The organism is Aromatoleum toluolicum, from assembly GCF_012911005.2.
GTDB classification, from domain to species: Bacteria; Pseudomonadota; Gammaproteobacteria; order Burkholderiales; family Rhodocyclaceae; genus Aromatoleum; species Aromatoleum toluolicum.
Window position 1 is genome coordinate 1 of record NZ_WTVS01000065.1, and the last position, 21,575, is coordinate 21,575.

At 68.2% G+C, this 21,575-nt stretch carries 24 protein-coding genes; 13 read left to right on the plus strand and 11 right to left on the minus strand.

Annotation, left to right across the window (positions count from 1 at the left end; translation table 11 throughout):
* From GPA27_RS22530 to GPA27_RS22555, 6 genes are all read left to right on the plus strand, one after another.
* A partial coding sequence (locus tag GPA27_RS22530; RefSeq protein WP_246261378.1) for an ABC transporter permease subunit occupies positions 1-995 on the plus strand: 995 nt, incomplete at its 5' end.
* A 98-nt stretch (positions 996-1,093) separates the two neighbouring features.
* A complete protein-coding gene (locus GPA27_RS22535; RefSeq protein ID WP_169142676.1) occupies positions 1,094-2,026 on the plus strand; it encodes an ABC transporter substrate-binding protein in 933 nt (310 codons plus the stop codon).
* Between the two features lie 45 nt (positions 2,027-2,071).
* Entirely contained in the window at positions 2,072-3,007 is a 936-nt protein-coding gene (locus GPA27_RS22540; protein ID WP_169142677.1) for a carbohydrate kinase family protein, read from the plus strand.
* Between the two features lie 230 nt (positions 3,008-3,237).
* On the plus strand, positions 3,238-3,492 hold the full coding sequence (locus GPA27_RS22545; RefSeq protein ID WP_211165170.1) for a hypothetical protein: 255 nt from the start codon (positions 3,238-3,240) through the stop codon (positions 3,490-3,492).
* Positions 3,489-3,959, plus strand: coding sequence for a FixH family protein (locus GPA27_RS22550; RefSeq protein ID WP_246261380.1), 471 nt, complete (start codon positions 3,489-3,491; stop codon positions 3,957-3,959). Before GPA27_RS22545 ends, GPA27_RS22550 begins: the two co-directional genes overlap by 4 nt.
* A gap of 134 nt (positions 3,960-4,093) precedes the next feature.
* On the plus strand, positions 4,094-4,576 hold the full coding sequence (locus tag GPA27_RS22555; protein ID WP_211165171.1) for a hypothetical protein: 483 nt from the start codon (positions 4,094-4,096) through the stop codon (positions 4,574-4,576).
* Between the two features lie 51 nt (positions 4,577-4,627).
* Here GPA27_RS22555 and ypfH read toward each other — a convergent pair whose 3' ends face one another.
* Both ypfH and GPA27_RS22565 read right to left on the minus strand, forming a co-directional pair.
* Positions 4,628-5,251: an esterase gene (gene ypfH / locus GPA27_RS22560; RefSeq protein ID WP_169142678.1), complete on the minus strand. Its 624-nt coding sequence runs from the start codon at positions 5,249-5,251 to the stop codon at positions 4,628-4,630.
* A gap of 31 nt (positions 5,252-5,282) precedes the next feature.
* A complete protein-coding gene (locus GPA27_RS22565; protein ID WP_169142679.1) occupies positions 5,283-5,735 on the minus strand; it encodes a DoxX family protein in 453 nt (150 codons plus the stop codon).
* Positions 5,736-5,998: 263 nt separating this feature from the next.
* On the opposite strand from GPA27_RS22565, the gene GPA27_RS22570 reads away from it, so the two are divergent.
* On the plus strand, positions 5,999-6,256 hold the full coding sequence (locus GPA27_RS22570) for a hypothetical protein (protein WP_211165172.1): 258 nt from the start codon (positions 5,999-6,001) through the stop codon (positions 6,254-6,256).
* Between the two features lie 115 nt (positions 6,257-6,371).
* Complete coding sequence (locus GPA27_RS22575; RefSeq protein WP_169142675.1) at positions 6,372-6,578, plus strand: hypothetical protein; 207 nt, start codon at positions 6,372-6,374, stop codon at positions 6,576-6,578.
* A 6-nt stretch (positions 6,579-6,584) separates the two neighbouring features.
* Here the strand turns inward: GPA27_RS22575 and pqqE are convergent, their stop codons facing one another.
* The 5 genes from pqqE to pqqA are packed head-to-tail and all read right to left on the minus strand — an operon-like array spanning position 6,585 to position 9,899.
* Positions 6,585-7,721, minus strand: a complete 1,137-nt coding sequence (gene pqqE / locus GPA27_RS22580) for a pyrroloquinoline quinone biosynthesis protein PqqE (RefSeq protein ID WP_169142680.1) — start codon at positions 7,719-7,721, stop codon at positions 6,585-6,587.
* Between the two features lie 14 nt (positions 7,722-7,735).
* Positions 7,736-8,011: a pyrroloquinoline quinone biosynthesis peptide chaperone PqqD gene (gene pqqD / locus GPA27_RS22585; RefSeq protein WP_169142681.1), complete on the minus strand. Its 276-nt coding sequence runs from the start codon at positions 8,009-8,011 to the stop codon at positions 7,736-7,738.
* On the minus strand, positions 8,008-8,808 hold the full coding sequence (gene pqqC / locus GPA27_RS22590) for a pyrroloquinoline-quinone synthase PqqC (protein WP_211165173.1): 801 nt from the start codon (positions 8,806-8,808) through the stop codon (positions 8,008-8,010). Before pqqC ends, pqqD begins: the two co-directional genes overlap by 4 nt.
* Positions 8,809-8,851: 43 nt before the next feature.
* Positions 8,852-9,766 carry a pyrroloquinoline quinone biosynthesis protein PqqB gene (gene pqqB / locus GPA27_RS22595; protein ID WP_169142682.1) on the minus strand — a complete coding sequence of 305 codons (915 nt, stop codon included), beginning with the start codon at positions 9,764-9,766 and terminating at the stop codon, positions 8,852-8,854.
* 58 nt (positions 9,767-9,824) lie between these two features.
* Positions 9,825-9,899: a pyrroloquinoline quinone precursor peptide PqqA gene (gene pqqA, locus GPA27_RS29550; protein WP_076601006.1), complete on the minus strand. Its 75-nt coding sequence runs from the start codon at positions 9,897-9,899 to the stop codon at positions 9,825-9,827.
* A gap of 184 nt (positions 9,900-10,083) precedes the next feature.
* On the opposite strand from pqqA, the gene pip reads away from it, so the two are divergent.
* Positions 10,084-11,094: a prolyl aminopeptidase gene (pip, locus tag GPA27_RS22600; protein WP_169142683.1), complete on the plus strand. Its 1,011-nt coding sequence runs from the start codon at positions 10,084-10,086 to the stop codon at positions 11,092-11,094.
* Positions 11,095-11,298: 204 nt separating this feature from the next.
* Here the strand turns inward: pip and pgi are convergent, their stop codons facing one another.
* The 4 genes from pgi to zwf all read right to left on the minus strand — a co-directional run bounded on the left by pgi (position 11,299) and on the right by zwf (position 16,174).
* Positions 11,299-12,936: a glucose-6-phosphate isomerase gene (gene pgi / locus GPA27_RS22605; RefSeq protein ID WP_169142684.1), complete on the minus strand. Its 1,638-nt coding sequence runs from the start codon at positions 12,934-12,936 to the stop codon at positions 11,299-11,301.
* Between the two features lie 2 nt (positions 12,937-12,938).
* Positions 12,939-13,856 (minus strand): transcriptional regulator HexR, encoded by a 918-nt coding sequence (hexR, locus tag GPA27_RS22610; protein WP_211165174.1) that lies wholly within the window; start codon positions 13,854-13,856, stop codon positions 12,939-12,941.
* 75 nt (positions 13,857-13,931) lie between these two features.
* Positions 13,932-14,702: a 6-phosphogluconolactonase gene (pgl, locus tag GPA27_RS22615; RefSeq protein ID WP_246261382.1), complete on the minus strand. Its 771-nt coding sequence runs from the start codon at positions 14,700-14,702 to the stop codon at positions 13,932-13,934.
* On the minus strand, positions 14,684-16,174 hold the full coding sequence (gene zwf, locus GPA27_RS22620) for a glucose-6-phosphate dehydrogenase (RefSeq protein ID WP_256223082.1): 1,491 nt from the start codon (positions 16,172-16,174) through the stop codon (positions 14,684-14,686). The genes pgl and zwf overlap by 19 nt, the downstream gene beginning before the upstream one ends.
* Positions 16,175-16,522: 348 nt before the next feature.
* On the opposite strand from zwf, the gene edd reads away from it, so the two are divergent.
* The 4 genes from edd to pyk are packed head-to-tail and all read left to right on the plus strand — an operon-like array spanning position 16,523 to position 21,556.
* Entirely contained in the window at positions 16,523-18,370 is a 1,848-nt protein-coding gene (gene edd / locus GPA27_RS22625) for a phosphogluconate dehydratase (protein WP_169142686.1), read from the plus strand.
* Between the two features lie 23 nt (positions 18,371-18,393).
* Complete coding sequence (eda, locus tag GPA27_RS22630; RefSeq protein ID WP_169142687.1) at positions 18,394-19,029, plus strand: bifunctional 4-hydroxy-2-oxoglutarate aldolase/2-dehydro-3-deoxy-phosphogluconate aldolase; 636 nt, start codon at positions 18,394-18,396, stop codon at positions 19,027-19,029.
* A gap of 26 nt (positions 19,030-19,055) precedes the next feature.
* On the plus strand, positions 19,056-20,114 hold the full coding sequence (locus GPA27_RS22635; protein WP_246261384.1) for an aldose epimerase family protein: 1,059 nt from the start codon (positions 19,056-19,058) through the stop codon (positions 20,112-20,114).
* Between the two features lie 8 nt (positions 20,115-20,122).
* Positions 20,123-21,556, plus strand: coding sequence for a pyruvate kinase (gene pyk, locus GPA27_RS22640; RefSeq protein ID WP_169142689.1), 1,434 nt, complete (start codon positions 20,123-20,125; stop codon positions 21,554-21,556).
* Positions 21,557-21,575 lie beyond the last annotated feature (19 nt).

The window sequence follows — 21,575 nt, forward strand, 5'->3', positions numbered from 1 at the left end:
CCAGCACCCTCGCCGGATCGCCGCGCGCCGCCGCCGTTCAACCCACGCCGCGCGAGCGCTTCCAGTCGCTGATGCGCACCGTCGGCATGCTGCCGGTGCTGATCCTGCTGGCCGCGGGCTTCGGCATCCTCGCGGAAGGCTTCTTCACCGCGCAGAACCTGTCGATCGTCGCGCAGCAGGCGTCGATCAACATCGTGCTCGCCGCCGGCATGACCTTCGTGATCCTGACCGCCGGCATCGACCTGTCGGTGGGCGCCATCCTCGCGGCCGCGGCGGTCGTTTCGGTGATGAGCTCGACGCTGCCGGGCGGGGGCTTCCTCGGCATCGCCGCGGGCCTTGCCGTGGGACTCGCATTCGGGCTGGTGAATGGCAGCCTCGTCGCGTTCGGCAAGTTGCCGCCGTTCATCGTGACGCTGGGCGCGCTGACCGCGGTGCGCGGCATGGCGCGCCTAATCGGCGACGACCAGACGGTGTTCAACCCCGACCTGCCCTTCGCCTTCATCGGCAACGACAACCTGCTCGGCGTGCCCTGGCTGGTGTGGATCGCGGGTGCGGTGATCGCCGGCTCGTGGTTCATCCTGCGCCGCACGGTGCTGGGGCTGCACATTTACTCGGTCGGCAGCAACCCGGAGGCGGCGCGCCTGTCGGGCATCAAGGTGTGGAAGGTGCTGCTCTTCGTGTATGCGATGTCGGGCCTGCTGGCCGGCCTCGGCGCGGTGATGACCTCCGCCCGCCTGCTCGCCGCCAACGGCCTGCAGCTCGGCCAGTCCTACGAGCTCGACGCGATCGCCGCGGTGATCCTGGGCGGCACGAGCTTCGTCGGCGGCGTCGGCTCCATCGTCGGCACGCTGATTGGCGCGCTGATCATCGCGGTGCTTACCAATGGTCTGGTCCTGCTGGGCGTGTCGGACATTTGGCAATACATCATCAAGGGCCTCGTGATCATCGGCGCCGTGGCGCTGGACCGCTACCGCCAGAGCGGCGCGCGGACCTGATCTACGCCGTCCCCGCCTTTCCCGCTTTCCATCTCGCCGCGGCCCCGGAATCCGGTCCCGGGTCGCGGCTCAAAATAAGACCGGTTCAGGAGACATCCATGTTCGTTCGCAAAGCACTCGTCGCCGGCATCGCGCTGGCCTGCGCCACCGGCGTCGCCCAGGCGCGCGAAATAAAGTCCGTCGGCGTGACCGTCGGCTCGCTCGGCAACCCCTTCTTCGTGACGATCGCGAAGGGGGCCGAAGCAAAGGTGAAGGAGATGTACCCGAACGCCAAGGTGATCACCGCGTCGGCCGACTACGACCTCAACAAGCAGTTCACGCAGATCGACAACTTCATCTCGGCCGGCGTGGACCTGATCCTCCTCAACGCCGCCGACGCGAAGGCGATCGAACCGGCGGTGAAGAAGGCGCAGAAGGCCGGCATCACCGTCGTCGCGGTCGACGTGGCTGCGGCCGGCGCGGATGCGACGGTGCAGACCGACAACGTGCAGGCGGGACGCATTGCCTGCGAGCACATCGTCAAGCGCCTCTCCGGGAAGGGCAACGTGATCATCCAGAACGGGCCCCAGGTATCGGCGGTGGTCGATCGGGTGAAGGGCTGCAAGGAAGTGTTCGCCGCGGCGCCCGGCATCAAGGTGCTCTCCGACGACCAGGACGGCAAGGGTTCGCGCGAAGGCGGCATGAACGTGATGCTCGGCCACCTGACACGCTTCCAGAAGCTCGACGCGGTGTTCACGATCAACGACCCGCAAGCCATCGGCACCGATCTCGCCGCCCGTCAGCTCAAGCGCAAGGGCCTCGTGATCTCGTCAGTCGACGGCGCGCCGGATATCGAGAACGCGCTCAAGAGCGAAACCCAGGTCGAAGCCTCGGCGAGTCAGGATCCGTGGCTGATGGCGCAGCAGGCCATCGTGATCGGCAACGACATCCTCAACGGCAAGAAGCCCGCCAACCCGATGGTGCTGATCCCGTCGACGCTGGTGACGCGCGACAACGTCGGCAGCTACAAGGGCTGGTCGTCGCCGCGCTGACGGCGGCCGCGCACTTCCCCAACCCTAACGAGACGGTTCCCCATCATGTTCCTAGTCTGCGGCGAAGCCCTGTTCGATGTCTTCATCGGCACTGAGACCGACAACGCCCTGCATCTCGACGCGCGCCCCGGCGGCTCGCCCTTCAACGTCGCGATCGGGCTGGCGCGGCTCGGCCAGCCGGTGGCCTTCCTGAGCGGTCTGGCGAAGGACATGCTCGGTGACCGTCTCGCGCGGGTGCTCGCCCGCGAGGGGGTGGATACGACGCCCTGCCCGCGCTTCGACGCGCCGACGACGCTGGGCATGATCGAGCTCGACGCGGCCGGCGTCCCGCGCTACGCGTTCTACGGCAATGGCGCGGCCGACCGCTTGCTGTCGGCGGCGCAGCTGCCGGAGCTGGGGGACGAGGTGCGCGCGATCCATCTCGGCTCGTACGCAACGGTCGTCGAGCCGGTGGCGACCGCGCTGGAAACGCTGGTGCGCCACGAACGCGGCCGGCGCCTGATCGCCTACGATCCGAACGTGCGGCTCAACGTGGAGCCCTCGGTGGAGCGCTGGCGCGAGCGCGCCGACACGCTCGCGGGCCTCGCGCATCTGGTGAAGATCAGCGACGAGGACGTGCGCCTGCTGTACGGCGAAACGGACGAGGCGGCACTCGCAGCGCGCTGGCTCGCGAACGGCGCGAAGCTGGTCGTCGTTACGCGCGGCGCGGACGGGGCGAGCGCGTGGAATGCCCAGGGACGGGCCGACGTGCCCGCCCCGCGCGTGGCCACCGTCGACACGGTGGGTGCCGGCGACACGTTCCAGGCGGCGATGCTGTCGCACCTCGCGGAAACGGGCCGGCTCGACCCGGTGGCGGTCGCCACGATGGACGCCGCCGCTCTCGCCCGCCTGCTCGAATTCGCGGCCCGCGCCGCCGCGATCACGTGCTCGCGGCGGGGTGCGGACATGCCGCGGCGGGCAGAGCTGGAAGCCGAACATTGACCCGGCAAGATGACCGAACGCTGACAGAAATGTAATCAACCGGCAAACGCCCGGTCAGTGCCGTTCGTCTATGCTGAACACCTGAATCCGATCATTGCTGGCACGGCGACGGCTTTGTCCTCGCTGTCGCAGATTGTCAGTTCGGCCCAGCTCAAGCGCTGCAAGGCGGGTAGCGCGAGAGCGTTGCGCTCCCTGGAGTGCGTCATGAAACCTCGTCTGGACATTTGGCTATGGGCATGCCCGGCGACAGCGGTGCTGCTCGCGGCCTTGTCATCGCCGACCTCGACCGGCCGGCAAACCCGCTGTGGTGGTTACTGACCTGGCCGCTGCTCGCCATGCCGATGACGGCAGCCAACCTGCGCGGCGAGATCCCGGCCTTCCTGCGGCGCAGCGGCTTTCAATCCATCGAGGTCCGCGGACGCTGGATGAACCTGCTGACTTTCTGGGTCGCGCGCCCGACCGCCGACGAAGGGGAACAGCCATGAAACGCACACACACACGATCACTCCGCCAGTTTCTCGGGGCCCTGTTCCTGTCCGGAGCCATGGCTTCCGTGTTCGCCGCCGGCGCGGGCCAGCGGATGACGGTGTCGGGCGTCGACATCTACTACGGCCTGATGCCGGCGCAGATCGCCGCCAAGCATCCGCTGTCGCATGAGGAGCGATCCATGCACGGCGGCGTGAAAGGCGCCAAGGATGCCTATCATCTCGTCGTTGCGCTCTTCGACGCCAACGGCAAGCGAATCAGCTCGGCCGAAGTCCACGCGAACGTGGCTGAACTGGGCATGGCGGGAAGCAGCCGGAAACTTGAGGCCATGCAGATCGACGGCACCGTGAGTTACGGCGCCTATTTCGTGTTATCGGCCGAAGGCCCGTACCGGATCACCGTCCAGGCGCAGCTTCCCGGCGCCGCGCGGCCGATCGAAGCTGTTTTCGACAACGTGCGGCGTTGAGCGCGAGCTCGATCATGGACTCGCGACATGAGGCTCCCACCCGCCACGGCGGCGAATGCGCGCGGGCAAGATGGGTGCGCATCGGCTGCGCGTGACGACGCGGCGCGATTCACGAGAGGAACAGGAGTATCGACATGCCGGTACCCGCTGGCGGCTATCCGCCCACGCCTTGTCGTTGCTCGCACTGCGGCGTCGAGATTTTGCTGGCCGATCCCGAGCGGGGCGATGGCGGCCAGCTTTGCGAGCGCTGCTTCCTGCAGTCAATAGTTGGCGACGACCCCTGTTGCGCAGGAGTCCTGTCCGGATTTGCCGAGGCCCTCGTGGATACGCTCGATCTGCGGGAACACGAGACGGGCCTGCACTCGCGCCGGGTGGCCTGCCATACGCTCGTGCTGGCGCGTCACATCACCGACGACGAGCAGCGACTGCGGGAGTGCTCCACTTCGAACGCTGCGGAAAACCGTCTGCGCCTCTTTCGATATCCACAGGACATCGATCAGGCGAACGGAATCGAGGCCACCTGCCACCCCGTCGGGCAGTGCGGCAAGGCATCCATCGCCGAGCTGTCCCTCGCCTGGCTCGCTGGTTTTCGGTGTTCTCGTAGATATCGGGATTAAGGGAGACGCGAATCGATGCAGTACGACGCTCTGGCGAGCTTGATCGCCCCATCACCCCTTGCGCAGTCGCGCACACACCAGATCGACGACACCCTCGTCGATCGTGTGCCCCACGTCCGGCAGCAGATTCAGTACGACGTCGGCGCCCATCGACGCGAGGCGGTCCGCCGCGGCGATGCTGTAGCGCGGATCGATCACCGAGTCGTCCTTGCCGTGGATGAGATGCACCGCGGTCGCGGACGGTCGGATCCTGGGCGGCTGCGCGAAGCGTCCCGCGATGGCGATCACCTGGGCGGCCAACCGGTCGGCGAGTTGTGTGGATTCGAGGGCCATGATCGCGCCCTGCGAGAAGCCGACCAGCGTCGTCGCCTCCGGGCCGACGCCGGACTGCCGCTGCCAGTCCCGCACGGTGTCGACGAATTGCGGCATCGCCGCGGCGACGCGTTCGAGGCGGTTTTCTTCGGTGACGCCGCGCACGGGGAACCACTGCCAGCCGATACCGAAATCGCAGGGATCGGGCGATCGCACGCTGACGATCCAAGCGGTGGGGTCTGCCTGCGCGATAGCGTCGGCGAGCGGCAGGAGGTTCTGCGGCGTCGCGCCGACGCCGTGGAAGAGCAGCACCAGCCGCCTTGCGGCGGCCGGTTGCCGGACGAGGACGGTATCGTCGGTCATGAAGGTTCCCGGGGCGGTCGGCGCGATGCGATCAGCGCTTTTTGTCCGAGGGCGCCAGCACAGCGTCGAGGGATGCCCGACCCGCACCGCTGAACGCGAGCGAGATCGAGACGGCGAGCAGCGCCAGACCGAATTCGTAGCCGTTGTTCTTCATGAACAGGCCGTTGGCTGCATGCACGCTGAAGATCGCGACCAGCATCGCGAAGGCCAGCACGGCCGACGCGGGACGCACCAGCAGGCCGACGATCAGGGCGAGGCCGCCGAAGAATTCCGCGCCGCCCGCCAGCAGGGCCATCAGCTGCCCCGGCGCCAGGCCGATCGATTCCATCCACTGCCCCGTGCCCTGCAGGCCGTAGCCGCCGAACCAGCCGAAGAGTTTCTGTGCGCCGTGTGCGGCGAAGATGATGCCGACCGGAATGCGCAGCGCGAGGGGACCCCAGCCGGCTTTGGTGGCGAGAAGGCGATTGACGATTCCGTTGCTCATGTTCGTTCTCCATTGATTGCATTTGGGGTTGGCCGCATGTCTTCGTACCGCGTGCTGACCATGGGACGGACTGTACGCGGCGAGACGATTGAGTTAAACAGCGCTAATTGCGAATTTCTGTTCTTCATTTCGCAACAATCCCCCTGCGCGTAGATGCCGGCGCATTGCCCGCGTCAGTCAGGATGGCGGCCGATTTGTTCGCTTTCGGGCAACAGTCATGCACTTCTGTTGTGAATGGCAAATGGGCGGAGAAATGGCACCCCGTGCAGCAGAGCGACGCCGACGGGCGCTTCATCCGCCAGCATTCGGCCTTCCGTGACCGGATCGGCGCGGGCAGCGCGAAGCGCTTCGCCGCCGAAGCCGGCCGCTACCAGCTCTACGTCGCCTACATCTGCCCGTGGGCTTCGCGGACGCTGATCGCGCTGCGCCTGAAGGGCTACTCGATCGCCGCGCTGAACCCCTCGGGCATCGTCCCCGTCGGGCCGGAACTCGATTACCTGGAGCCGCTGCGCACCGCATGACGGGGAGCCGCCTGCCAGGGTGGCGGCTCGCCGTACACAGTCTTACAAAGCAGCCCGGCTTAGCGGTGCACGGCGTGTGCCGGCAGCGCGTTGACCACTCACAAGGAGGTCAATCATGGCGCGCTCATTCACCAAATTCCTCGTCGCATTCCTCGTTGCCGGCCTGCTCGGCGGCTGTATCGTGCTGCCGGTAGGCCACGACGGTTACGGCTCCGGCCATCACCGCCACTGGGGCGAACGCAGCTGGGGCGACCGCCACGACGGCGGGTACCGCTACAGGAGCGACCGCGACGGTTCCTGGCGCTACCGCGGTCACCGCTGATCCTTTTCAACCTGCGCCCTCGGCGAGGCGGCGCGACGCGGCCGGATCGCGGAACACCAGCGGTGCGCTCCGGCCGACGCCCGACTCGGCGCGGGCCAGGGCCTCGACGACCACCCCGTGGGCGGGCGACTTGTCGCACACGGGGTCGGCTGCGGCCGGATCGCCCGCCAGCATGTAGGCCTGGCAGCGGCAGCCGCCGAGGTCCTTTTCCTTCTCCGGGCAAGTGCGGCACGGCTCCTTCATCCAGCCGTCGCCGCGGTAGCGGTTAAAGCCTTCGGACTCGTACCAGATCTCGCGCACCCCCATCTCGCGCACGTTCGGAAAGGCGAGCCCGGGGAGCATCTTCGCGGTGTGGCACGGTAGCGCGGTGCCGTCCGGCGTCACGGTGAGGAAGACGTTGCCCCAGCCGTTCATGCACTTCTTTGGGCGCTTCTCGTGATAGTCGGGCACGACGAAGAAGATGCGGATGCGGTCGCCGTACTTTTCCCGGTATTCGTTGGTGATGCGCTCGGCGCGCTCGAGTTGTTCGCGCGTCGGCAGGAGCTGGTCGCGGTTCAGCAGCGCCCATGAGTAGTACTGGCTGTTGGCGAGCTCGAGGTATTCCGCGCCGAGTTCGACCGCCATCTCGATGATGCGGTCGATGTAGTCGATGTTCAGGCGATGGATGACGCAGTTCATCACCATCGGCCAGCCGTTGTCCTTGATCAGCGCGGCGACGCGCTGCTTGAGGTCGAAGGTGCGGGTGTGCGACAGGAAGTCGTTGAGCTCGCGCGTCGAGTCCTGGAACGAGAGCTGGATGTGGTCGAGGCCGGCGGCCTTCAGCGCCGCGGCGCGCTCGGCTGTGAGGCCAACGCCCGAGGTCAGCAGATTGGTGTAGAAGCCCAGCCGGTGCGCTTCGGCGACGAGGAGCTCGAGGTCGTCGCGCAGCATCGGTTCGCCGCCCGAAAACCCGCACTGCACGCTGCCTGCGGCGCGTGCCTCGCGGAGCACCCGCAGCCAGTCGTCGGTCGATAGCTCGGGTCCGCTCGTCGCGAAATCGACCGGGTTGTAGCAGAAGGCGCAGTGCAGCGGGCAGCGGTAGGTGAGTTCCGCCAGCAGCCACAGCGGCGGGCCGGGTTGCGGTGCAAGGTTCGCTGCGGACATCTCGAGTCCCTCCGCTAGGTCTCGATCCATTGCTGGGCGCGCGCGAGCTCGAGGAACTTCGCGACATCGTCCGCGAGCCCGCTCGCCCCGAAGGCCTGTTCCAGATCCGCGACGATCGCCGACACCGTGCGGCTGCCGTCGCAGCGGCGCATGATCTCGCCCGCGCTCTGGTTGAGCTTCACCATCCCTTCCGGGTAGAGCAGCACCCAGGCATTCTGCGCCTCTTCCCACTGCAGGCGGAAGCGTCGCGACACGCGCGGGCAGGCGTCCGTTGCAGTCGCCGCGCTCATGCCCGCGCTCCTGCTTTCTCCCCGCGGATTTCAATCTCGCACTGGCTCAGCATGATCGCGTCGGCCAGCGCCCACAGCACGTCGAGCTTGAACTGCAGGATCTCCAGCGCCCGCTCCTGCAACGCGCGGCTGCGGCTGAAGTAGTCGAGCGTGAAGCGCAGGCCGTGGGCGACGTCGCGCCGCGCCTGGGTGAGGCGGTTGCGGAAATACTGCAGCCCCGCGGCATCGACCCACGGATACTGCTGCGGCCAGGTGTCGATGCGCTGCTGGTGGATGTGCGGTGCGAAGAGCTCGGTCAGGCTGGACGCGATCGCCTCCTGCCACGGCCGCTGGCGCGCGAAATTGACGTAGGCGTCGACCGCGAAGCGCGCCGCCGGCACCACAAAGCGCAGCGAAGTGACGTCGTCGCGCGTGAGGCCTACTGCCTCACCGAGACGGATCCACGCCTCGATGCCTCCCGGGTCCTTGACGCCGCCAATCTCGTAGCCGTCGTGATCGAGGATACGCTGGATCCACTCGCGGCGGATCTCGCGATCCGGGCAGTGCGACATGATCGCGGCGTCCTTTACCGGGATCGCGATCTGGTAGTAGAAGCGGTTGGCGACCCAGCCCTGCAGCTGCGCGCGGGTAAGCCGCCCCTCCGCCATCATCACGTGGAAAGGGTGATGGATGTGGTAGCTCGTGCTCTTGCCGCGCAGGCGGGCCTCGAATTCCTCGCGGCTCAGCGGCGGCGCATCGCCCGCACAGGCTCGCAGGGCTCTTGCGGCGGCATCCTCGATCGCGACGTCGAAATCCATCTTGCTCTCTCCTTCCAGTGCAACGTTCGGCGGGGACCGCCCCTCAGAACGACAGCTCCATGCCGTCGTAGGCCACCTCGATGCCGTGCGCCGTGAGTTCCGCGCGTTCGGCGCTGTCCTCGTCGAGGATGGGGTTCGTGTTGTTGATGTGGATCAGCACCTTGCGGGTGCTCGCGGGCAGGCGGTCGAGCCATTCGATCATCCCGCCGGGACCGGACTGCGGCAGGTGGCCCATCGCGCGCGAGGTCTTCTGCGAGGCACCGAGACGGATCATCTCGTCGTCGGTCCACAAGGTGCCATCGACGAGCACGCAGTCGGCCATCTGCATCGATGCCCACACGTGCGGCTCCATCTCGCCGAGGCCGGGCGCGTAGAACACGCGTTGCCCACGTTTCGTGTCGACGAGCGTCACGCCGATGTTGTCGCCGGGCCGCGGGCGGTCGCGGTGCGGCGAATACGGCGGCGCGTTGCTGGTGAGCGGCAGCGCCTCGAAACCGACGCCGGGCACGCCGTGCATCGCGAAGGCGCCGAATAGCGGCACCTCCCGCCAGTCGACGCCGCAGTAATGCGACAGGACGTTGAAGAGCGGATTGCCGGCCGAGAGGTCTTCCCTCACCGCGGCGGTGCACCACAGCTGATGCGCAGCGCGGTGCTCGCGCAGCATCAGCAAGCCCGTCGTGTGGTCGATCTGCGCGTCGATCAGCACGATGGCACGGATCGCCGTGTCGCGCAGCGCGCGCGCCGGCTGCAGTCCGGGAAAGGCGCGGATCTGCTGCAGCACGTCGGGCGAGGCGTTGAACAGCGCCCAGTTCTCGTCGTCGCCGCTCACCGCGATGGACGACTGCGTGCGTGCGTGGGCGCGCACCGTTCCGCGCCGCAGGCCGTCGCAGTTGCGGCAGTTGCAGTTCCACTGCGGGAATCCGCCACCGGCCGCCGAACCGAGCACCCTGATCTTCACGCCCTCACCTCCTCATGCGAAGGCACGAACCCGCATCCGCAGGCCGTGCCGGGGACGCTCAACGCGTCGCGATGTACATCGTGATTTCAAAGCCGAAGCGGAAATCGCAAGCCGAGGGGGTTTCCCATTTCATGATGTGTCTCCTGTGTCGTCTGTCGTGGTGAAGCGACCGCGGCCTTATTGCCGAGCCGGAGCACAGGATGCACCGTCGCCACCGAACGCACATCACAAAAGTGGGGAAGTTCACCTAGCGATTTTCATGAGATGCGCGGCACGCCATCTGCGCCCACCTCGGCGATTGCGTTAGGATCGAGTGCATGCAAGCCACCGGTACGTCTCTCGATCCCGCGCCATCGCCGCCCTACCCGGCCATCGAGCCGTGGCAACGCGGGTGGCTCCCGGTGGATGGCGGACATTCGCTCTACTTCGAGCAGTGTGGGAATCCGCATGGCCTTCCCTTGGTCGTGCTGCACGGCGGCCCGGGCAGCGGGTGCTCGCCGCGCATGCGGCAGCTGTTCGACGCTGCACGCTTCCGCATCGTGCTCTTCGACCAGCGCGGCTGCGGACGCAGCACGCCGCGCGGGGAATGCGCGCACAACACCACGGCCGATCTCGTCGCCGACATCGAGCGGCTGCGTCGGCACCTGGGGGTGGAGCGCTGGCTGGTCACGGGCGGCTCGTGGGGCGCTGCGCTCGCCGTCGCGTATGCGGCGGCGCATCGGGACGCCTGTCTCGGCGCGATCCTGCGCGGCATCTTTCTGACAGGGCCGGCGGACCTGGAGTGGTTCTTTGCCGGGGCCGGCGGATTGTTCCCCGAATTCTGGCAGGCGCTAGACCAGTCAATCCCCGGAGATCGGGGTCGTGCGCTGCCGGATCGCCTGTTCGATGCCGTTCTCGGGGACGATGCGATGGTCGCGACTGAAGCGGTGCGCCGCTGGATGCAATGGGAAGCGACGCTCGACGGTGGCGCCCCTGCCCCGCTGCCCGAGTTCCCGGACGCGGACACGCAGGCGGCGCTGCTCGCGAAGTATCGGGTGCAGGCGCATTACCTGCGCCACGGGTGCTTCCTCGGCGAGACGCGCCTCCTCGAGCTCGCCGCGACGCTCGGTTCCATGTCGGTCACGATCCTTCATGGGGAGAAGGATCTCGTCTGCCGGGTCGAGAATGCGAGGCGCCTGCATCGCGCCGTGGCGGGGAGCCTGCTACGGATCGTCCCGGACGCCGGGCACAATCCCTTCGTGGCGTCGATGCAGCAGGCGCTGATTGAGGCGGCCGCGCACTTCATGCCGACCATCCAGGCTCACGCGCCCCACAAGACCATCGCGTGAAGGCGGCCCCACGCGACACCATCGGATTCCGTCGAGATCGGTCGAATTCGTAGGGCGGGAGGAGTTGAAGGCGTATCCCGCCAATTCAACCGCCGAAACCCGTCCGACCGCCGCATGGCGGGATACGCTGCGCTACTCCCGCCCTACACGATCGCGCGACTGCCGTGACCGGAACCGCGCCACCGAGCCCTCCGGTCCGTATGCTCAGCGCGCCGCGCGCACGGCGGCGATCAGCCCTTGCGTCGATGCATCATGCTCGCCGCGCGCCCCGCCGGCGAGCTCGCCGGCGATACGGGTCGCGATCTGCTTGCCCAGTTCCACGCCCCACTGATCGAAGGCGTTGATGCCCCAGATGACGCTCTGCACGAACACCTTGTGTTCGTAGAGCGCGATCAGCGCGCCGAGCGAGCGCGGCGAGAGGTCGGGCAGCAGCAGCGTGTTGCTCGGGCGGTTGCCGGGGAAGACGCGATGCGGCACCAGCGCCTCCAACGCCTCGCCCGACAGGCCACCGGCCGCGAGCTCGGCGCGCACCTCGTCGGCCGTCTTGCCGACCATCAGGGCCTTGCTCTGCGCGATGCAGTTCGCCAGCAGCAGGCGGTGGTGCTCGGCCAGACCGTGGGTCGCCGCAAGCGGCGCGATGAAGTCGACCGGGATCAGGTCCGTGCCCTGGTGCAGCAGCTGGAAGAAGGCGTGCTGGCCGTTGGTGCCGGGCTCGCCCCAGATCACCGGGCAGGTCGCCGTTTCGACCGGCTTGCCGTCGCATGTCACGGACTTGCCGTTGCTCTCCATTTCGAGCTGCTGCAGGTAGGCCGGCACCCGCGCGAGCCCCTGCGCATAGGGTGCGATCGAGAGGCTCGATGCGCCGAAGAAGCCGCGGTACCACACGCCCAGCAGGCCCATGATGACCGGCATGTTCGCTTCGAGCGGGGCGTCGACGAAGTGGCGGTCCATCGCGTGCGCGCCGTCGAGCATCGCCTCGAAGTTGTCGCGGCCGACGTAGAGCGCGATCGGCAAGCCCACGGCCGACCACATCGAGTAACGCCCGCCGACCCAGTCCCAGAAGCCGAACATGTTGGCGGTGTCGATACCGAAGGCGGCGACGCGCTCGGCGTTGGTCGACACCGCGACGAAGTGTTTCGGGATCGTCGCCTCGGTGCCGCCGTTGGCGAGGAACCACGCGCGCGCGCTGGCGGCGTTGGTCATCGTCTCGATGGTCGTGAAGGTCTTGGAGGCGACGACGAAGAGCGTGCGCGAGGGCTTCACCTTCGCGAGCACGCCGGCGAGGAGGTCGCCGTCGATGTTGGAGACGAAGTGCATCGTCAGTCGCTCGTGACCGCAGGCGACGAGCGCCTGGCAGGCCATCGCGGGGCCGAGGTCGGAGCCGCCGATACCGATGTTGACGATGTCGGTGATCGTTTCGCGCGAGAAGCCGCGCCAGCGCCCGTCGCGCACGCCTTCGACGAAGTCGCCCATGCGTGCGAGCACTTCGCGCACCGCGGGCATCACGTCGCGATCGTCGAGCTCGACCGGCGCATCGCTGCGGTTGCGCAGCGCGACGTGCAAGACGGCGCGGTCTTCGGTGGTGTTGATGCGCTTGCCCGCAAACATGTCGGCGCGCGCGGCTTCGAGGCCGCGGTCGCGGGCGAGCGCGGTGAGCAGCTCCAGCGTGCGCGGCACGATGCGGTTCTTCGAGTAGTCGAGGAAGAGGCCTGCAGCACGCAGCGAGAGGCGCTCGAAACGGCCTTCATCCGCAGCGAAGAAATCGCGCAGGTGCTGCTCGCCGAGTTCGTCACGATGCGCCGCGAGGGCACGCCAGGCGGGGGAAGTGGTCAGGGATGTCATGGTCAGGCTTCGAATCCGCGGATGCGCTTGTCGCGCAGGGTCTGCTTGGTGCGCTCGAGGCGCTTGATGAGTTCGGGGCCGCTCGCGAGCGCGACGCTCACCGACAGCACGTCGATGAGCGCCAGATGCGCGATGCGCGAGGTCATCGGGGCGTAGACGTCGGGGTCTTCGGGCACATCGGCAGCGAGCAGCACCGTCGCCGTGCGGGCAAGCGGCGAGCCGCTGGCGGTGATCGCAATCACATCGGCACCCGCTTCGCGCGCCAGTTCGCACGCGCGGATGATCTCGGGGGTGCGCCCGCTCGCGGAGATCGCGACGACCACGTCGCCCTCCTCCAGCAGCGTCGCGGCCATGCCCTGGGTATGCGGGTCGCTGTAGGCCACGGCCGGTATGCCGAAGCGGAAGAACTTGTGCTGCGCATCGGTGGCGACGATACCGGAATTGCCGATGCCGTAGAACTCCATGCGCGCGGCGCGCGTGATGAGCTCGACCGCGCGTTCGAGGCGCGTGGCGTCGAGCTGGTTGCGCACGCTCATCAGCGCACCGATCGTGCGGTTGAACACCTTCGGCGCGACTTCTTCGAGCGAGTCGTCGGGGCCGACGTCGCGGTGCACGTAGGGCACACCGCTCGCGAGGCTCTGCGCCAAGCGCAGCTTGAATTCCTTGAAGCCGGTGAAGCCGAGCGCATTGACGAAGCGCGCCACGGTGGGCTGGCTTACGCCCACGCGGTAGGCGAGCTCGGCGATCGAGATGTTGAGCACCTCGTTCGGATGGGCGAGCACGAACTGCGCAACGGCGCGTTCGGACTTGCGCAGCTCGTCGAAAGACGCCTCGATGCGGGCGAGCAACGGACTCCCGCGCCGGGCGCCGGTCTCTTCCGGCCCATCGCCGTGCGAATTGATGATCGGTTGGTTTTCCATTTCAGTAGCCTGGTTCCAGTGTTGCGCGGCTTCGTGCGCCGCTGCCTCGGTTCGGGAGCCTAGCCCATCCGCATGTCACGTGGAGGGGCAGAAGAATACATGCATCGGTGTGCGCCGTTGTCGCAGAAGTGTGGCGATCGGAAAACTTTCGTATCCACCCGCCGCAGCCTCGATCACGCTGCGCTTCGCCGCGCCGGCGATCGGCAGCAGGATACGGCGCGCATCGAGCAGCGCGGAGAGTCCCAGCGTCATGCGCGCATGCGGCGCGGCGGGCGGGACGGTCGCTGCGAGAGCGGGGCCGGATTCCGACAGCAGTTCGCCCAGCCGCGGGATGCCGGGGAAGATCGACGCGAAATGCCCGTCGTCCCCCATGCCCAGCACGACGACGTCGAAGGGGCGCTGCATTGCGCCGAGCCGTGCCGCGCACGCCACGAGCCCGTCGCCGGGCGAGTTCTCGCCGCCATACAGCGGCACGAAGCGCGCTTCGGCCGCCGGCCCCTGCAGCAGGTTCGCGATCACGAGGCCGGCGTTGCTGTCGGGGTGGTCCGCCGGCACCCAGCGCTCGTCGGCGAGCGTGACGGTGACGCGCGACCAGTCGAGCTTGCGCTGGCCGAGGGCGCGCAGAAAAGGCACCGGGCTGCGGCCGCCGGAGACGACGAGGCTCGCACGGCCGCGCTGCCCGATCGCATGGCGCAGCATCGCGGCGACGCGGTCGGCGAGCGCGGCGGACATCGTCGCCGCGTCGGGAAACAGATCCTGCGCGACGTGGCGCGGGAGATCGAGTGCGTGATCCCGCTCCATCGTGTTTTCCATCGCGAGTTCCATCGTCAGGAGTCCTGCAACCATGCGAGACCGTCGCGCCCAACCAGCGCGCTGGACGCCGCCGGCCCCCAGGTGCCCGCGGTGTAGGGCCGCGGCGGCGTGGAGTCCTGCTCCCAGCCTTCGAGGATGGGTTCGACCCAGCGCCACGCGGCGTCGAGTTCGTCGCGGCGCATGAAGAGCGTCAGCTTGCCGCGGATGACGTCCATCAGCAGGCGTTCGTAGGCGTCCCATTGGCGGCCGTGGTAGGTGTCGGCAAAGTCGAGGTTCAGCGCGACCGGACGCAGGCGCATCTCGTCGCCCGGCACCTTGGCCATCAGGTGCAGTTCCAGGCCCTCGTCGGGCTGCAGGCGGATCACGAGGCGGTTCGGCGCGCGTTCGCCGGACAGCGACGGGAACAGCGCGTGGGGTACGTCGCGGAAGTTCACGACGATCTCGGCGAGCCGCTCCTGCATGCGCTTGCCGGTGCGCAGGTAGAACGGCACACCGGCCCAGCGCCAGTTGTTGAGCTCGGCCTTCAGCGCGACGAAGGTCTCGGTGCGGCTCCCCGGCGGGATGCCCGGCTCCTCGAGGTAGGCCGGCACCGGGCGGCCGTCGACCGCGCCCGCGCGGTACTGGCCGCGCACGGTGCGGGTGGCGACGTCCTCGGGCGTCATCGGGCGCAGCGAGCGGAGCACCTTGAGCTTCTCGTCACGCATCGCGTCGGGGTCGATGCTCGCCGGCGGTTCCATCGCGACGATGCACAGCAGCTGCAGCAGGTGGTTCTGCACCATGTCGCGCAGCGCGCCGGTATTGTCGTAGAACTCGCCCCGCCCCTCGACACCGACGGTCTCGGCCAGCGTGATCTGCACATCGCGCACGCAAGCACGGCTCCACAACGGCTCGAACAGCGTGTTGCCGAAGCGCAGCGCGATCAGGTTCTGCACCGTCTCCTTACCGAGGTAGTGGTCGATGCGATAGATCTGTTCTTCCTTGAAGATCGCGCCGACGTGCTCGTTGATCTGACGCGCCGAGGCAAGGTCGCGGCCGAGCGGCTTTTCCAGCACGACGCGGCTGTCGGGCGTGACGAGGCCGGCGGCGCCGAGGTTTTCGCTGATCGATGCGAAGAGGCTGGGCGCGGTCGCCAGATAGAACACGCGCACGCGCGCGGGGGCGTCGCCGAGCGCGGCCCCCAGGCGCACGAAGTCGCCCGCCTCGCGGGCATCGACGCGCACGTAATCGAGCGTGGCTGCAAAGGCTGCCCAGGCCGCATCGTCGAAATCGCGCGCGGCGACGAACTTGCGCGCCGCGGCCTCGACCTTGGCGACATAAGCCTCGCGCGAAAGGTCCTCGCGCCCGAGGCCGATGATGCGCCAGCGCGCGGTGTCGCCGCCGGCGACGCTGTCGCGATGACGGTAATACAGCGCGGGGAGCAGCTTGCGCATCGCGAGATCGCCGCTGCCACCAAACAGGATCAGGTCGAACGCTTCAAGAGGGATCAATTTTTTTGCCTCGTCCATGTGTTCTTGTCGGGACGCCACCGCTTCAGACCTGCCGAAAGGCGACGGTAGTAAATCTACATACAATTAAAGGCGGAAAAATGTAGCAAGTCAACAGAATCTTCACCTCTCGGGATTCACCCCGAATCCGGGCCGAGTTCCGCATGCCCCAAGGCACGCACCCGTATTCTATGACCTCAAAGCGCTTTCAATTTCTTACCGGATCGATCACCGCGTCTACATGAAAGTGCTTTTTCTGCAAAAAGGGGCTTGCATTTCTACATGTAGCAAATCTACACTTGTGTCAAAGCAAGTCGCCGAGCCCATCACGGGTAAACAAGGGCGGCGCCACGACACAACGGAGGCCACATGTCGCTCAATCCCACCCTCGCCCGCGTCACCGACCGCATCCGCGCCCGCAGCGCCGCCTCGCGCGCTGCCTACCTGCTGCGCGTGGACGCCGCGACCCGCGTAGCCGGGACGGCACGCAAGCACGTGTCCTGCGCCAACCAGGCGCATGCCTACGCGGCGTTCGAGCCGAACGACAAGCTCGTGCTGCGTCAGGCACGCCTGCCGAACCTCGGGATCGTCTCTGCCTACAACGACATGCTCTCGGCCCACCAGCCCTTCGAGCGCATGCCGGCGCTGATCAAGGATGCCGCACGCGGCGCGGGCGCGGTCGCGCAGTTCGCCGGCGGCGTGCCTGCGATGTGCGATGGCGTCACGCAGGGCGAAGCCGGCATGGAGCTGTCCCTCTTCTCGCGCGACGTGATCGCGATGTCGACGGCGGTGGCGCTGTCGCACAACGTCTTCGACGGCACGCTGTGCCTGGGCGTGTGCGACAAGATCGTGCCGGGCCTGCTGATCGGCGCGCTGCAGTTCGGCCACCTGCCGACCATCTTCGTGCCGGCCGGCCCGATGACCAGCGGCATCAGCAACGACCAAAAGGCGCGCGTGCGCCAAAACTTCGCGCAGGGACTTGCGACGCGCGAGGAACTGCTGGAATCCGAGATGGCAGCCTATCACGGCCCCGGCACCTGCACCTTCTACGGCACCGCGAACAGCAACCAGATGCTGATGGAGGTGATGGGCCTGCACCTGCCCGGCGCGGCCTTCGTCAATCCCGGCACCGAACTGCGCGACGGCCTGACGCGTGCGGCCGCCCAGCGACTCGCGGCGATCACGCGCCTCGGCAATGAATACATCCCGATCGCGAAGGTCGTCGATGAGCGCACGATCGCCAACGCGATCGTGGGTCTGCTCGCGACCGGCGGCTCGACCAACCACACGATCCACCTCGTGGCGATCGCCGCGGCGGCCGGCATCTACATCGACTGGAACGACTTCGACGATCTTTCCGCCGCGGTGCCGCTGCTGACGCGCATCTACCCGAACGGCAGCGCCGACGTGAACCATTTCCACGCCGCCGGCGGCATGGGCTACCTGATCCGCGAACTGCTCGGCGCCGGCCTGCTGCACGGCGACGTAACGACGGTGATGGGAGAAGGACTTGCGCGCTACACGCAGGAGCCCTGGCTCGACCGTGAACGGGTCGCCTGGCGTGCAGCCGTCGAGAAGAGCCTCGATTCCGCGGTGCTGCGTCCGGCCGCCGAACCGTTCAGCGCCGACGGCGGCCTGAAGCTCCTGAAAGGCAACCTGGGCCGCGCCGTGATCAAGGTCTCCGCCGTCAAGCCGGAACACCGCTTTGTGGAAGCGCCTGCGATCGTGTTCAACGGCCAGGACGACATGATGGCCGCCTTCAAGCGGGGCGAGCTGACGCGCGACTTCGTCGCGGTGGTGCGCTTCCAGGGCCCGCGCGCGAACGGCATGCCCGAATTGCACAAGCTCACGCCCGCCCTGGGGGTGCTGCAGGACCAGGGTTACCACGTCGCGCTCGTCACCGACGGGCGCATGTCCGGCGCCTCCGGCAAGGTGCCCGCGGCGATCCACGTGACGCCCGAGTGCCTGGCCGGCGGCCCGCTCGCCAAGGTGCGCGATGGCGACGTGATCCGTCTCGACACCGAGGCCGGCACGCTGGAAGTGCTGGTCGATGCGACCGAGTGGGCCGCCCGCGAGACGGCCACCGCGAACCTCGACGCCAACCAGCACGGCGTCGGTCGCGAGCTTTTCTTCAACGCTCGAGCGAACGCGAGCGGCGCCGAACAGGGCGCCAGCACCTTCGGCTCGACCCTGCCCGGCCCGCAACTGGCCGCCTGACCCCTCTTTCGGAGATCGAATTCATGGACATTTCCAACCTGCTCGCCGCCAGCCCCGTGATGCCGGTGATCGTGCTCGACAAGGTTGCCGACGCGGTGCCGCTCGCCCGTGCGCTGGTCGCCGGCGGCATCCGCGTGCTGGAGGTGACACTGCGGACCGCCGCGGCGCTCGACAGCGTGCGCGCGATCCGCGCCGAGGTCCCCGACGCGCTCGTCGGCGTCGGCACCGTCGTGACCCCGGCCGACCTGGCTGCGGCCGCCGAAGCCGGCGCGAGCTTCGCGGTGAGCCCGGGCGCCTCGCCGGAGCTGCTGCGCGCCGGGCGCGAATCGGCGATCCCGCTGCTGCCCGGGGTGATGACACCCTCGGACGTGATCAACGCGCTCGCGGCCGGCTACACCGCGATGAAGCTCTTCCCCGCGGCGCAGGCCGGCGGCATCGGCATGCTCAAGGCGCTGGGCGGCCCCTTCCCGCAGGTGCGCTTCTGCCCGACCGGCGGCATCGACGTCGCGAGCGCGCCGAATTTCCTCGCCCTGCCGAATGTCGCCTGCGTCGGCGGATCGTGGCTCACGCCGGCTGACCGCGTGCGTGCCGGCGACTGGGCGGCGATCACCGAACTCGCCCGTGCGGCCGCCGCGCTGCGCCCGGCGCGGGCCGCGTGATGTCTGCCCGACCGACCCACGCTGCAATGGCCTCCACCTACCCCTACCACGTGCGCAACGTCGTACGCGGAGGAATCGATGGCGTCGAACTGCGCGACGAGCGCAGCGGGGCCTTCGCGGTTTTCGCACGCCGCGGCGCGACCTTGCTGGAGTGGTGCGTTCCGCACGCCAGCGAGTTGGTCGCGCTGACCGACGGCTACGTTTCGGCCGACGACCTCGCCGGCCAGAACGGCGTGCGCAACGGCATCCTGGCACCCTTCCCGAACCGCATCGCCGATGGCCGCTATGCCTTCGACAAGCGCATGCACGATCTCCTCCCGGGCATTCCGGCCGACGAGCGCCTGACCTATCACGGCGTCCTCAGGGAAATGGACCTCGCAATCGCCGAAGTCCAGGAGAGCATCGACGATGCGAACGTGCTATTCACCGGCCTGCTCGGTCCCCAAGCCGTGCCGGGCTATCCGTTCGCGCTGGAGCTCAGCGTGCGCGTGCGCTTCACCGCGCGCAGCCTCGCCCTCAACGTGACTGCGATCAATGTCGGCAGGCACGCCGCACCCTATGCCGCGGGATGGCATCCGTATTTTCGCCTCGGCGACGCGGCGATCGACAGCCTCGAACTGACTGTGCCGGCAAACCGCTGCATCCTTACCGACGACGCCCTGATTCCGCTGGCCGGCGCGGCCGCCTTCGCGCCGGTCGCCGAGGCGCCGCAGCCGGATTTCCGCCAGCCCCGCGCGCTCGGCGCCACGGTGATCGACGCCTGCTATGCGGACGCGACACCCGACGCCGACGGCCTGATCCGCAGCCGCCTGCGCGACCCCGCGACGGGCCGCCAGCTGACGATATGGCAGCGCGGCGGTCTCACTCATGTGTTCACCGGCGACACGCTTGCGCGCGACCCGCGCCGTTCGATTGCGATCGAGCCGGTCGAAGTCATGACGAATTCCTTCAATCGCCCCGACTGCGAGTCGCTCATCCGCCTTGCGCCGGGGGCAACACGCAGCTTCGCGTGCGGGGCCGAGTTTCACGTCGAGTCCGAGTGCGCGTCCGATCCTTCAACCCCTATTGCGGTCGTGACCGCGTGAGAGCCCAGATGCCTGGCAAGAACACCAAGATCATCGCAACCGTCGGGCCCGCGAGCGCCGACTCGAACACCCTGCGTGCCCTCGCGGAATCCGGTGCGGATGTGTTCCGCCTGAATTTCAGCCACGGCACGCACGACGACCACCGCGCCGTGTATGACCGCATCCGCGCGCTCGAGGAAAGCCTCGGCCGCCCGATCGGCGTGCTGATCGACCTGCAGGGCCCCAAGCTGCGCCTCGGCACCTTCGCCGAAGGCGGCGTGACACTCGCCCGCGGCGACCGCATCCGCTTCGACCTCGACCCGACGCCGGGCAACGCGAGCCGCGTGTCGATCCCGCACCCGGAGATCATCGCCGCAGTCGGTCCGGGCCACATACTGCTGATCGACGACGGCAAGATGCGCCTGCAGGTGGTCGCCAAGCGCGAAGGCGCGCTCGAAATGGAAGCCCTTACCGACGGACGTTTGTCGGACCGCAAGGGCGTGAACGTCCCCGACGTCGCGCTGCCTCTGTCGGCACTGACCGCGAAGGACCGCCGCGACCTCGCCTTCGGTCTGGAGCTGGGCATCGACTGGGTCGCGCTGTCCTTCGTGCAGCGCGCCGAGGACATCGTCGAGGCGCGTGAGCTGATCGGCGACAAGGCCTTGCTGATGGCGAAGATCGAGAAGCCCGCGGCGCTCGTCGAGCTCGAAGAGATCATCGCCCAGGCCGACGGCATCATGGTTGCGCGCGGCGACCTCGGCGTGGAGCTGCCGCCCGAGGACGTGCCGGGGCTGCAGAAGCGCATCGTGCGGTTGTGCCGGCACGCCGGCAAGCCGGTCGTCGTCGCCACGCAGATGCTCGAATCGATGATCTCAGCCCCGGCGCCGACGCGCGCAGAAGCCTCCGACGTCGCGACCGCAGTGTTCGACGGCGCCGACGCGGTGATGCTGTCCGCCGAGACGGCGTCGGGGAAGTATCCGGTCGACGCGCTCGCGATGATGACCCGCATCATCGCCCGCACCGAAGCCGATCCGCTACAGCGCCAGCTGATGGAAGCGGTCGCCACCGATCCCAAGGGCACTACGACCGACGCGATCGGCACTGCGATCCGCGCCGTCGCGGCGACCCTGCCGGTGTCGGCCACGATCGCCTTCACCGCGTCCGGTTCGACGGCATTGCGCATCGCGCATCAGCGCCCGCGCTCGCCGATCCTGGGCCTGACGCCGTCGCAGTCGGTCGCACGCCGCCTGTGCGTCGTGTGGGGCGTGCGCTCGCGCCGCTCAGTCGCGGCCTGCGCGGTCGAGGAGATCGTCAACGTCGCCCTGGAACACTGCCGCGCCGAGGGACTCACCGCGCCGGGCCAGGCAGTCATCGTCACGGCCGGCGTGCCCTTCGGCACCCCCGGCAGCACCAACCTGCTGCGCCTCGCGTGGCCGGCGGGTGAAGGCGTCAAGGCCGCCTGAGCGCCCCCACCCCGACACG